The sequence below is a fragment of the Vibrio zhanjiangensis genome (genome assembly GCF_030161235.1).
Taxonomy (GTDB): domain Bacteria; phylum Pseudomonadota; class Gammaproteobacteria; order Enterobacterales; family Vibrionaceae; genus Vibrio; species Vibrio zhanjiangensis.
On the sequence record NZ_BSPW01000044.1, the window covers coordinates 18,614 to 32,341 of the forward strand.

Consider the following 13,728-nt stretch of genomic DNA (forward strand, 5'->3'; position numbering starts at 1 on the left):
CTTAGTGATGTTATTCACTATCGCTGTGCCATGGTTGACGGTATTGGATTTTTTGTTTGTCCATCAACAATAAGTGTTGTTTTAAACGTGCTAGATAATTTGGCCAATTACGCTGTTGCTCGGATGTCCAGCAGACTTCAGCCAATGCCGTCAATCTTGGGAACAACATGTAATCTATTTTAGCTTGATCGTCTATGTGTTCACACCAGAGTGCGCACTGGATGCCCCATATCCGTTGAAAAGTTGGACTATATTGAGGAATTTGCGCGATAGGTTGGTAATGGTAGGTTTTTTCCAAAGTAAGTATGCCTGCCCAATTTGAGCCGGGTTCATCGGGATTTGAGCTTTGTACGAGATCAAAATAGGTCGTTTGGGCTGGTTGGAGTACCACGTCAAAGCCTTGTTCTGCACTCGCGAGGGCCGCATTCTCATTGACCCACGAAAAAACTACCGTATCGTTACTGACTTTATTACCTTGTCGGACTTCTTCCCAGCCTAGCATACGCTTTCCAAGCATTTTAAGTTTGTTTTCAGCATAACTTAAGATATGACCTTGAAGCTCACTAATACTTTTATAATGGTTTTCTAGCATTAAATGCCGGCAAGCTTGGCTGTCTTTCCACACACCATTAGGCACTTCATCTCCCCCTATATGAATCCAAGGAGAAGGGAAAAGTAGTGCCACTTCTTCGAGCACTTTGTCGATAAATACATAGGTACCGTCGAGACTCGGAGATAGGGTGTTATCGCGGTAATTCTGGATACTGAGATAAGCAGATGAATCTTCGCTATCATGCAATAGATGAGGGAGAGATTTTATCGCAGCTCTACAATGACCGGGAATATCGATCTCTGGGATCACGGTAATGGAGCGCTCTGCTGCATAAGCAATAACGTCTCGCACTTCTTGCTTAGTGTAATAGCCTTCATGGATCGAAGTAAGGTGACTCAATTGAGGTTCAAGTTGGCTGTCTGGCCCACGTTTAGCGCCAATTTGAGTGAGCTGAGGAAATGCATCGATCTCCAGTCTCCATCCTTCATCATCGGTTAAATGCCAGTGAAAATAGTTAAATTTGTAATATGCTAGCTGATTAATCAACCTTTTGATGACGTTGATGCTATGGAAATGTCGTGCGCAGTCTAGCATCAAGCCACGATAGCTAAATCTCGGACAATCGAAGATTTTAACTCTAGGAACGGCGAAAATACCGTGCGAATCTTTAATGAGTTGTAACAAGGTTGCACTAGCATGAACAAAGCCACTTGGCGAATTAGCTTCTAATTGAATACCACCACTATCCACCACTAGTTTGTAGTGTTCATCTTCTAGGTTGGGGTTAAGAGTAAAGACAATGTCACTGTGCTCTTTGTTTTGAGATTGAATGCCAAAAACGGCATTTATTTCTTGTTCTAACCAAGTTAGTGCCTTTTCCGCCATGGGGGTGCACATTGATATATGGACTGGATTAGGTAGATGGATATCCCCTTCAAGGTGTTGGATAATATCAGGTTGTGGAATGAGACCCACACTCATTGCTTGGGGAGGCGTCAAATTTGCTTGCTTGGTATGGCAATTAAACAGAGTGATCGGAGCTAGAGTGATAGGCAGTGTTTGATTGGTATTTAGGTTTGTAATCAGCGCTTCTTTGATGCCATGATCGTAAAAACGAAGCGGAGGTGATAAAACAATAAATTCACAATAATAGGGGGTATTTTTATCTATTTCGTGGTTATTAGGCGTGATTGTGCAAAAACTACCAACTTGTTTTATCTGACCATGGGTCAGACTAGCCAGCTTAATTCTACGCTCAAAAAGAAATTGTAGTGACCAATTTGAAAGAGAATGCTCGCAGTCGCTGTAAAGTGTTAAGCGAAGTAGGCTTTGTTCAGGGTTTTCTGAGACGACCGTAAGCTCAAGATGATAATTCATAATTTCCCTTTATGTAAAATCTATGCTCTGGATTTAATCAAGATGATGGTCTGAATTGAGACAGTTATTCTTGCCTTCCATTCTTGTTATCAAGGCTCGCTATTAATGAATCAGAATGATTACCTTCTGGATGGTGAAAATGGCATGACTGAGTGATGATCGCCAATAAATACCATGCGCCATGAGGTAGCCATTGTTCTCGCCATCGCCAGTTGTTTAACATGTCATCTTTGTAAGTTTCAGGGTTAAATGCGATATCCGAAGGCGTGCCTACCCCTGCAGTAATGCCATTACATATGCCACCTTTGGCGTTGCAAAAACCAAGCTGTGGCAGATAGTCTGGATTGTTTCGTCCATGCCCATCAAGCATGCACATATCATAGGGATTTAGACCTAGAATCCAATCTAAAGCATTCTGAGCGTATTGTGTTAAGTGATTTTTTAACTCGATATCTGCAATAAATGGCTGGGCTAAATAGGCCATTACTGCCAGTGATGCCAAACGTGCATTTTCACCTTGCCACCAATAGCCTGTTTCATTATGTTGTGCGATGAAAAAGGCATCTCTTTTGTCTTTGTGTAGATCTTGGACGTATTGTCTTGGGTAACCAAAGGGATTGAATACTTTGTCAGTGATCGCAAGTTCGAATTGACAGGCCTGAATCAGTGTTGTGATGGTCGATTTAGTGAGTTGTTGGTCGTGCTCAATGCTCAAATATTCACAAAGTGCAATCGCGGGAAGGCCTGCTTCTGCTGCATGATAATACGGACGAGAACCATCGTTATTTGCTGACCAAAAGTGACGAATGTTGCTATCGGATTGCTGCCGTTTGGTGAGTTTAGCTCGCCAAGCTCGCGCTTCTTCTAAATAGCAAGGTTGATGAGTTGATTTGTATAATTCCACACTGGCTATGAGCGCACAATACTCATCAATAATATTTTCTTGCCCATCGTTGAGATAATCATGGTTATATTCTTTTAGATGTTGATAACCTAAAATGGCTGCGCTGAGATAGTGGTGGGTTTGACAGTCTCTTTCCCTTTTTATTCGTCCAACGGCGGCGAGAGCGGCAATGGCAATGCCTCCTCCTTGGCGAAAGCCTGCTTGATAATCATCGGACTTATGCCCCTGTTGGGTGGAATAGCTGCATATTTCTCGGTCGTGAACTTGTTTGGACCATGTGTCAAAAACATTGGTGTAAAAATATCCGCTGCTATGTTGCATCCTGACTAAGAAATCTGCACCAAACAAGGCTTCATCAAGCATTCTTTGCTGGATAAAATCGGGCAAACTTTGGGCTTTTTGGCTAAGCTCAAAACCTTTGATTAAATTCCACACAAGGATTGGTGTTTGCTGTGGATTGAGAAAGTTAGCGTAATTTAGGTGAGACAGATATTTGCTGACATCGCCCGATGCGTCATACCAGCCGCCATGTACGTCAACGTAGGTTTGGCTATTGAACACATGAATATGTTTGTCTTGCTCATCGTAAATACCAGTGCAGCGCTGAGATTTAAAGTAATGAAGAACATCTGAAAGAGTAGAGTTACACAATAGGTTGTTTGAGATTTGAAACGTCGAAGAGTTATGGTGATCTAGGCGTAAATAATATCGGCCCTCACCTTGGTATGAAGAAAAATCGAGATGACAAAAGCCCCCTTGATGCCAGCTTTCCACATGACCTTTTTCTCCGAGTGAGAAACAATAGACACAGTTTTCATCGTCTGCGTTGATGAGTTTAATCATACCGTCTGGAAGGTAAGAGAGATCACCAAGCATTAAAATAGCCTTTTTGGGTCCAAATCTTTCATAGCCAATCTGGTTTGTGAGTATTTGCATGAATCCCTCTGACTTTTCCTTTGTGATTATTCAAAAATCTGACATTTGACTCACTACTAACTCTGATATAAGTAACACCGTACATAGTGATTATCTGCCAGTTGTGTCACTTCAGGCAGTTTTTCTGTGCATCTGCTCGTTGCGTGTTGGCACCGAGTTGCAAAGGGGCAACCTGTAGATTCTGGGGTCCAAAGTGGGATTTCTCCTTTGCTGCTTTTTAACGCTTCGTGAAAAGATTTACTTGGGTCTGGTACCGCTGAAATCAGCAGTTGAGTATAGGGATGTTGAGGGTAGTGGATGATTTCTTCTGTATCACCCCATTCAACCATATGGCCAACGTACATAACGGCGATATCCTCGGCAATGTAGCGAGAGGTTGCTATGTCATGGGTGATGTAGAGTAGCGACATGTTTTTTTCAAACTTCATTTCTTCCATCAGGTTAAGCACGCCAGCGCGGATAGAAACATCGAGCATAGAAGTGGGTTCGTCGGCTAAAACAACCTCAGCATCAACGGCTATATTACGCGCTAAGTTGACTCTTTGGCGTTGCCCACCAGAAAGCTGATGAGGAAATTTTTGCGCGGTTTCTTTTACAGGGATTAAGCCAACTTGCTGCAAAATGGTATATACCCGAGCTTTGAGTTGCTCTTTGTCATTCTTGGCAACCTTGTTATGAATCAGCAGAGGACGAGCTAGGTGATGGAAAATATTATGAGTTGGGTTAAGTGAGCTAAATGGGTCTTGCCATACCATTTGAACGCCTTTTCGGTAGTTCAGAAGCTCTGAACGTGAGCGAATGGACTCAATATCTTTACCTCGATACTGGATCGAACCTGCAGTTGGCGTATACATCTTAGCGATCATTTTTGCGATGGTGGATTTACCAGACCCTGATTCCCCTACTATTGAAAGTCCACGACTTTTGTACATTTTAAAAGAGACATCTTGAACTGCTCGCATTACTGGTTGCTTTAAGGTGTTGCTATTAATCGGAAAATCTTTGATAAGACTTCTTCCTTCTATCAGTAATTGTCCATATTGGTCGCTCATCTAGCTCTCCATATTTTGTGTGAATAGTTACAAACTAGCATTTGATTTGGACTATTGGGTCACCATATAGGTGGCAGCTTGATAAATGATTGGGTTCAATTTGTCTGAGTTTCGGGTTCTTCTTGAAGCAAATGTCGTGAACTTGTTGACAACGTGCTTGAAAACGACAACCACAGGGGATGTCTAAAAGGTTAAGTGGATTGCCAGCTATTCCAGTCAGTTTTTTCTTTGGACCTGTCAATGAAGGAAATGACTGTCCTAGCCCTTGAGTGTATGGATGATAAGGGGCGTTTAGAATCTTATTTGATGGGGCAACTTCTACTAATTCTCCCGAATACATGATGCCAATTCGATGTGAAAACTCGACCATAAGAGAAAGGTCATGAGTAATAAATAAAATAGCAAAGCCGAATTCCTGTTTCAGAGCATAGATTTTTTGCAGTATTTCTCTTTGTACCACCACGTCCAATGCAGTGGTAGGTTCATCCATAATGATCATTTTGGGGTTGAGAGCGAGGGCGATAGCAATCACAAGGCGCTGGCGCATGCCTCCCGAAAATTGGTGAGGATAGTCATTGAGACGACTGGGATGGATGTCCACGATCTCCAGCAAGTCCTGAGCTCTTTTTCGAGCTTGGCTGCGTGTCATATTGGTATGGCACATGATGACATCACAAAATTGTTCTTCCATGGTCAGTACAGGATTTAAGGCATTCATTGCGCTTTGAAAGACCATTGATATTTCACGCCAGCGAAATTTCTGCATTCGTTCACTGGTGTAGTTGAGAATGTTTTCACCGTTAAAGAGTATTTCCCCTTCAGTGATAAAGGCAGGTGGTTTGTGCAACCGCATTAGAGAAAAGGCAAGGGTTGATTTTCCACAGCCAGATTCCCCAGCTAAGCCCAAAATTTCTCCAGCAGAAATATCAAAGCTAACCTTGCTTAAAGCACGTGCATCACCTGCATCAGTTAGATAGTCAACACAAAGGTTACGGACAGAAATCAGAGGGGTAGTCATAGTCATTTATCTCCGCTCCAAAGTACATTTTTGGGCTCTGTATCGGGGCTTTGCTGTGACTTTTGTTGAGATATCTTCCGCCAGCGCTTCAGCCCTTTGTACGCTCGCAATTGGGGGTTGGCCATTTCGTCAATAGCAAAATTCAGTAGAGCCAAACCAGTGACAAGAAGAATGAGTGCGGTACAAGGAACGAGAAGCTCCCACCAAGCACCAACAAGCATAGATGATGAGGTTTGTACGTTGTAGAGCATAATGCCCCAACTCACAGTGTTTGGGTCACCTAGACCCAGAAAGGAGATCGTGGCTTCCATCATAATCGCATACATAACAGAACCAATGAAACTTGCCCCAACAATTGGGACTAAATTAGGTAAGATTTCAACGAAGATAATTCGCCATGAAGACTCCCCCAAGACTTCAGCAGCTTTAACAAATTCTTTTTCACGCAGTGCGAGCGTTTGAGCGCGAATCACTCTTGCTCCCCATGCCCAAGCGGTAACCGCGATGATAAGAGCAATCGTCAGTGATCCCGCTTCTCCAATAAATGCCGCTAAGACAAACAAAAGAGGATATTGGGGGATCACCAGCATGATATTCATGGCTGCGGTAAGCAGATCATCGATACGACCGCCAAAATATCCAGCGGATATACCAATTACAGTGGCTAAGAAGCAGACGCTGATACCAGCTCCAAAGCCGACACCAAGGGAGACTCTAGCGCCGTGTACGAATTGAGACCATACATCTCGCCCCATACGCGTTGTACCTAGTATGTGCTCTGCTTTACGAGACATGAGCAAGGTTCGTTTGTCTGTAGCAAGATTTTTGGCTATCCACCCATCAGGAAAATATTGGGCTGATTTGACGATGATAGATGGATATTCGTGTGGATTGCCGGTGCGTTTGTGAGGGGCATGTTTACTCAGTAAAGGAGCGGTGAAAGCAATAATAACAAAGCCGGCGATAATTAAGCTGCCAACTAGTGCTAGGGGATTGCCCCAGATAAGTTTGAGTAAGCCTTTTACCATTATTGTTCTCCTTGACGTAGGCGCGGGTCAAGGGTGACATATAAGATGTCAGCCAAGAGATTAAAAAACAGCATAAACAGAGTCATGATGAGAAGCTGTCCTTGCAAAACTTGATAGTCACGAGCTTTTATCGCATTAAACAAAACTGACCCTAAACCAGGGTAGTTAAAGATGATTTCTATGATCAATTGTCCACCAATCGCCATGCCAAGAGACATAGATAAAGCCGTCACACTTGGCAGTAACGCATTACGTGCGGCATAGTTAAATACCACTCGTTGCTCATTTAGGCCTTTACCTTTGGCCATAGTGATATAGTCTTCGGCGAGTAAATTGATCATGTTATTGCGCATATTGACCAAGAAGCCTCCGATCTGAACTATCGAAGCGCAGACTAGGGGGAGTACAGCGTGATAGGCGACATCTTTTATAAATTCCCAGTTTGTCCATTCGGGAGCTTTGCCTGCAGTATAGGCATAGCCAGTAGGAAACCATTTCAAACCAATAGCAAATACAAACATGGCTATCATGGCAATGACAACTTGGGGCACGGCTTGAATTATCAGCATTCCAGGTGTAATGAAGGCATCGTATTTACTGCCTCGCTTCCACGCTGCATAAATGCCAAGGATTGACCCTATACAAAAAGAAATAATGACAGCACTACCAGATAGAAATAAAGACCAGCCGAATGCCCTACCAAGCAACTCACTGACTGACAATGGATAAAATTGAATAGATGTACCCAATTGCCAACTCAGGATGTTTTTCATATAAGTGAGGTATTGGATAAAGAGTCCACCGTCGACAAACCCTAGAAGCTCTTTCATCGCAGCAATTCGTTCTGGAGTGACTTGAACAGAAACATTAGCAAACATCATGGTCACAGGATCGCCCGGCATTGCTCGGGGGATGATAAAATTTAAAGTTGCTGCCACTAAAAGTGCCACGCAATAAAACCACAATCGTCTTAAAAAATATCCCATTACCCTTATTCCTTATTGGCTTGTGGTGGCTAATACTGCTCTCCTATTGACATACATCCAGACGAAGCTTGCCCTGATGACATGCACCATACACGGATAACAGAAGAATTGTGTGGAAACGAAAGCAGTGTCTAAAGGTAAGTCACTGCTTAGCTGTTTCTTTATTGGACTGGTTTTAAATCCAGTACGTGGAGAAGACGCTCAGGAATACCTGCCCAAATATTAGGGCGACCTTTAGGGTTGTCTTGGTGCCACCAGCCCGAAAAACGAGTGGTATTGTATTGATACATGTATGCGCCAGATAAAACAGGAATCGTTACTTGATCATTGGCTATGATCTCTTGTATTCCGTGGGCGATATCCAATTGCTCTTGTTTGCTTGCGGTTTTGTAAAAACTGTTAAGTAGTTGATCTAACTTTTTATTTTTGTAAAAGTGCATGGCGAATCGAGGCATGCCCTCACCAGATTGAAGTGCTGAATTGTATGCACTGTTCCAATAAGTATAAGGATCGGCACCATGAAAATAATTGGTATAGGCGACGTCATATGTCCCTTCTAGCATGGCTTGATTGTAGACAGAGAAATCAGGGGTTCGCGCTTTGGCTTTTATACCAACCTCTGCCAACTGCTCAACCGTCAACTGAACAGTATTGTTAAAATCTGTCCATCCATTAGGAGATTGAATCAGTAGCTCGAATGGCCTACCTGAGGGGGTTTCAACAAAACCATCTTTATTGATATCGATAAACCCGGCTTGCAAGAGGAGTTTTTTTGCTCCTTCAAGATTGTATGTGTTGTAGGCTTTGTACTTATTGTGGATATTTTCGTCAGACCAAGATTCGAAGGCATAACCCAGACCAGAGGCAAAATCATTGACCGTCCCCCCACCATAGAAGGCGATATCGATAATGGTTTGTCTGTCTATGGCCATAGAAAATGCTCGGCGAAAGTCAACATTGGTTAACGCCTCACGTTTGGCTGGATCGGTATGTTTGAAATTCATGACGAAAGCTTGAGTACCAGACGGCGGGTACCAATAGTGGTGATTGGGGTTTGACGCTGCATAAGTACGATCAATGTCGGGAATGAAAGAAGATGTCCAGTCCAATTCGCTGTTAATCACCTTACCCAAGAATTGATCGTTGTTGGCGATTTGTGGCACCCTCAGACAATCCACATCAAGATTTTTGGAGTCCCAATAATAAGGATTGCGGCACTGGATATAAAGTTGTGGCGTGAAAGTGTCTATTTCTGTAAACGGGCCTGTCCCTACCGGATTTTCATTGGTAAAGGTTGAGGGACTTTTGACATTTTTCCAGATGTGTTCTGGCACTATAGGCACCTTCACTATCTCATAAGGCGCGTTAGAGTTTGGCTCTGTTAGCTGGAATCTCACTCGGTAGTCGTTAATTTTCTTAGTACTAATAACCCGAGAGTTAATGCCACTTTGGTCTAGTTCAGGATTGTTTTTAACTAAATTGAACGAATACACGATATCATTGGCATCAAATACTTGCCCATCTGACCATTTGACGTCTTTGCGTATGTCAAAGGTAACATTGGTCAGATCTTTTGAAAGTGAGTAGTTGCTCGCTAAACGAAAAACGGGCGTGTTTTCATGCATTTCATTGAACACAACCAACGGCTCGTAAATAAAGTCCCATGTTGTATGTAGGTGGGTAGCACCCAAATATGGATTAAAGTTGCGCACGAAGGTGGTAAATTCTTTTGGGTGTATTGTGAGCTCACTACGCTCAGTTGCTACAGTCATGGGACAGAATCCCATGACTGTAGCAATCCCAGCGGTTACTAGCACCGTTTTAATGACATTGGCAAGCATAGCTGTTCCTTACTCTTTGATTCGACGTCATAAAAGTTCGCCGATGAAATCGAGTGTTATCAACGATTAGCATTCCCTAGAACTACCTCAGTATTTCTGACTTAAAAATGTCATTTGACTAACTAGAGTGGCCTGTAGACACTAGGTGAGTTAAGCAAACACCCTCTTGTCAAATAAGGCAATTGCGTTTCTCGTTAAAAGCGTTAAAACTTTTTTAGTTACCGTCATTAACGTCAAATATGATTGCCGTGATCTTTTTTCCAAATACTCAAAAGTAGCTTTAGTTAGCCGATCTTTAAGCGCTAGAGTAACTTTATGTCAGTGCCTACTTACACTATGGTCTAAGCTAAGTGCATGTTTTTGAATATACTCACATTTTGTGAGATCATTGTCACTAGCCTATTTCTAAGCTGTTGTTCACGGCTAAAGGGATTCTGCCGTCTTGTTGTGAGTGTGTTCGCAAAGTGACGACTTTATGTCAGAGCACTGCTGTGAGAGTACTAATTTAATCCAAATTCAGCGTTAGTGTTTTGCTCATATATCCAACCATTTCTTGCCTTCAGACGATGGAGCAACCTCGTTTTTTGTTATTGAAATTTAGTTTGTCAGTAAATGTTGAAGTTTGTCATGTAAGTTTTCAATATGGCTCCTTTCTGGAGTCATTTCTTTGCAGTGGTCGAGAATATATTCCAGTGAATTCAATACTGTTCGCCAGCGGGGAGTTTTAGGCAATGTTTCCACCCGCAAATATTTATCCAGCGTTCGGGTTTGCAATGTACTGCGATCTAAGTAGACTCGCCACAAGCCACTTTGCTCAGCAAAATCAAACTTACTCTGACCAGTAACATGTTCCCAGTATGCAAGACCGCTAGTCATGGAATCCACGAGTATTTCACGCATAATTTCTTGTTTTGACTTCTCTCTATGGGTCCCTTTTTCTACTATGTGGCTAAATTCTTCGCCGAGATCTTTTAGTTCGAGAAGCTTGGAAGTATCACCTTCAAACGCATAACTTGAAAGAGCCTCAACTGCCGTTTCTAAGTGGTTTAGACGGGTAGCGTTCACATTTCCTCCAACGTCGAAGATATACATGGACTTAAGTCCCGAGTCGGTAGGAAGGCAAACAATATCGGCAGAGAGAGATTGGCGAACTTCATTTACGTAGACATCAATAGGTCCACAATAGTGAGGTCGTTTTATCTCAAGGAATTTGCTAGATATCAGCTCATCGGCCCTTGAGCGTCTTAGTTGTTCCGAAGTACGTTTAAATAACCTTGAGGCAGCATCATTGGTGAAACGGATTTTGTTGTCCTCTCTGACACATATAATCGCTTCTGGCGCTGACTCGAGTTGTTCTAAAAGGCGTCCCTGGGTTTCAAGCAGACTCGCCTCGACTTTTGCTCTTTGCTTTATTTCCCCTTTAAGCTCTTGATTTTCAAGGTGGCGTTGTTCTGCCTTGCTTGCGGTTAAATGGGCTGTAATTCTAGCTGCAAGTTCATGTTTATTAAAAGGCTTGGACAAATAGTCATTTGCTCCAGCTTCAAAACCCCTCACTTTATCTTCTGGCTGATTTAAAGCTGTTAACATAATAATGGGCAGCTGTGAGTGATCATATTGCCTACGTATTGTTTCACAAACTTGGTAGCCACTCATTCCGGGCATCATGATATCTAGGAGAACAAGTGCTGGTTTTTCCTTCTGAATAGTTGTTATTGCATCGGCGCCATTTTGAGCGGTGCGTATCTGATAACCTTCGATGCGTAAAAAACTGTCTAAAATTCGTAAATTTACCGGTTCATCATCCACAACTAAAAGTAGGGGACCCTCTGAGTTTTCAGTGGTCTGTGAACTTTCAAAAGGTTCCATGTCGATAACGTCAGGAACTTTAAAGTGTGCGCTTTCTATATGGTGTGCTTGCTCTATCTGTTCTTTAGACGGAATCGGGAGAGTAAAACTAAAGGTTGTGCCTACCATAGGTTGGCTACTGACATACAAATGACCATTCATCAAATCGATCAACTGACGACAAATGGACAAACCAAGTCCGGCGCCTTGTTGATAGCGTCCATTGTCGCTATTTACTTGGGTGAGTGGTTCAAAAATATGTTCTAACTGATCTGAAGGAATCCCCTGACCCGTATCCACAATCTGGACTCGGATATTGTCGTCGATCTGGCAGGCTGAAATAACAATTTTACCTTCATTGGTATATTTAATCGCATTACCAATAAGATTATAAAGCACTTGCTCAAGCCTTTGTGGATCAGCACAAGCCCATAAAGGCTCCTCAGGAATTTGGTTGATGACTCGAATCGGCTTATTACCGACTAAGTGTGAGGAAAGTTCCATAACCAGACGTGCTGCACCAGAAATGTCAACTGCACTTATATCAATGTCCAGTTTCCCGTAGCGCATTTTGTGATAATCAAGTAAATCATCGACTAAATTTGCTAAACGCTGACCGCTATTGATGATTATGTCGAGTTGATATTTGTGATCGGCTGTTATGGGGCCATTTGCGCCTGAGATAAGTGCTTGAGCTATCCCTACCATTCCATGTAGTGGTGTTCTTAATTCATGGGATGTAGTTGCAAGAAATTCATCTTTGAGCCGGTTAGCAAGTTGCAGTTCATCATTTTGCTTTTGGATAAGATCGAGGCTTTTTTCTAATTTGTTGTTTTGATCCTCAATAAGCAGTATTTTGTCGCGTATTGAACGTTGCATGCGCTCGAAGCTAAGAGCAAGCCGGCCAATTTCGTCTTTTCTTTGCGTATTTACTATATCGGTATCGAGATTACCTGCGGATACTTTTTCTGCTGCCCAAGTGAGCTTTAATAACGGTGCTGTGATAAACAGAGAGAGATAGTGAGAAGCAAGAATCACCAACACGATGGCAAACAGCATGGCTGCAATAAAAATAGTTGTGAGTTGATGGACTCGTGCAAAGGCTACTTTTTCTGGTACTTCAACGACAATAGCCCAATTTACACCACTAAAAGAGACTGGCCCAAAGGCTGCAATCATCTCGTCATCTAATTTGTTTGTGTAGATGCCGACCGATGTTTTTCCACTTAATGCTTGTTCAACGACCTGATAGCTATTGTCTATATCTTGCTGCTGTATTGCGAGCGTTTTAGGCAAATTATCCTGTCCTACAAGCAAAGTTCGCATCTCATCTGCATCTTTTTGATCGGAGATAAGCTTTGTTATCCCATTGTTAGGCAGGCGGAACATGGCATAACTATGGAGGTATCCTTGCTGAATGATAGGCGCTCCTAACCAAGCGACTTGTTTGTTACCTTCGGTTTTGAAGTCGGATACAAGAATGGGCGTATATTCATCATTGGTCTGCCGCTCTCTAGTCACTTCATTCATCAGTCTAAGGAAAGTGTTACCAAGGTGCGTATTTTTATAGCGTCCTGTGAGTAGGTTTGTACCAAAATTATCATATTTATATGTGGAATAAGTTACATTACCTTCTAAATCCACCAGTAACACATCGTCAAAATCAGAACGCTTGAGAAGTTCAATGTATGCTCTGTGGTAGCGTTTATGAAGTAAGCGATACCTTTCGGTTCCGTTGTACAAACTTGATTGGGGAAGGATAGAGGTTTTTATTTTATCCCCAGAGCCCTTTATATAGCGCTGCTGTGCGTTATTTCGAGCCTGCTCTATATCTAGCCCTAAGCTTTGAAAGGCATTAACCAATCCGTAGAAACGCCCGCCACTGGCATAGGCTAATTCAGATCGTACAAAGCCCATAACCTCTGATTGTTTCGCAGCCATATAATCTATGATTTGCTGCTGCTTGTTGTCGCGTACCGAAACGAGATGTGAAGTACTTTGTTCTTGAAGATCCTTACTATGAGAGTTTAGGAAAAACAAGGCGATAGCAGTAAGAGGGGTAATGCTCAGCACCAAAAAGGCGAGCATTAGAGTATGCTTTAATCGTTTAAATTTTTGGTTTTTATATAACTTAAACATGAGCTTGGCTTAACTTTCCGTAGTATAGGCTGGCATTTAACTGCTCAAG

8 protein-coding genes are annotated in these 13,728 nt (G+C 42.5%); all 8 read right to left on the reverse strand.

Annotated features, from left to right (window positions below):
- Positions 1–10: 10 nt before the first annotated feature.
- Complete coding sequence (locus QQK21_RS11520; RefSeq protein WP_284192340.1) at positions 11–1,930, reverse strand: beta-N-acetylhexosaminidase; 1,920 nt, start codon at positions 1,928–1,930, stop codon at positions 11–13.
- A gap of 64 nt (positions 1,931–1,994) precedes the next feature.
- Complete coding sequence (locus tag QQK21_RS11525; protein ID WP_284192341.1) at positions 1,995–3,770, reverse strand: glycoside hydrolase family 9 protein; 1,776 nt, start codon at positions 3,768–3,770, stop codon at positions 1,995–1,997.
- A 56-nt stretch (positions 3,771–3,826) separates the two neighbouring features.
- Positions 3,827–4,822: an ABC transporter ATP-binding protein gene (locus QQK21_RS11530; RefSeq protein WP_284192342.1), complete on the reverse strand. Its 996-nt coding sequence runs from the start codon at positions 4,820–4,822 to the stop codon at positions 3,827–3,829.
- A 34-nt stretch (positions 4,823–4,856) separates the two neighbouring features.
- A complete protein-coding gene (locus tag QQK21_RS11535) occupies positions 4,857–5,840 on the reverse strand; it encodes an ABC transporter ATP-binding protein (RefSeq protein ID WP_284192424.1) in 984 nt (327 codons plus the stop codon).
- 2 nt (positions 5,841–5,842) lie between these two features.
- Complete coding sequence (locus tag QQK21_RS11540; protein WP_284192343.1) at positions 5,843–6,868, reverse strand: ABC transporter permease; 1,026 nt, start codon at positions 6,866–6,868, stop codon at positions 5,843–5,845.
- Positions 6,868–7,854: an ABC transporter permease gene (locus QQK21_RS11545; RefSeq protein ID WP_284192344.1), complete on the reverse strand. Its 987-nt coding sequence runs from the start codon at positions 7,852–7,854 to the stop codon at positions 6,868–6,870. The genes QQK21_RS11540 and QQK21_RS11545 overlap by 1 nt, the downstream gene beginning before the upstream one ends.
- Positions 7,855–8,015: 161 nt before the next feature.
- On the reverse strand, positions 8,016–9,695 hold the full coding sequence (locus tag QQK21_RS11550) for an ABC transporter substrate-binding protein (protein ID WP_284192345.1): 1,680 nt from the start codon (positions 9,693–9,695) through the stop codon (positions 8,016–8,018).
- A 597-nt stretch (positions 9,696–10,292) separates the two neighbouring features.
- Entirely contained in the window at positions 10,293–13,679 is a 3,387-nt protein-coding gene (locus QQK21_RS11555; RefSeq protein ID WP_284192346.1) for a hybrid sensor histidine kinase/response regulator, read from the reverse strand.
- Positions 13,680–13,728 lie beyond the last annotated feature (49 nt).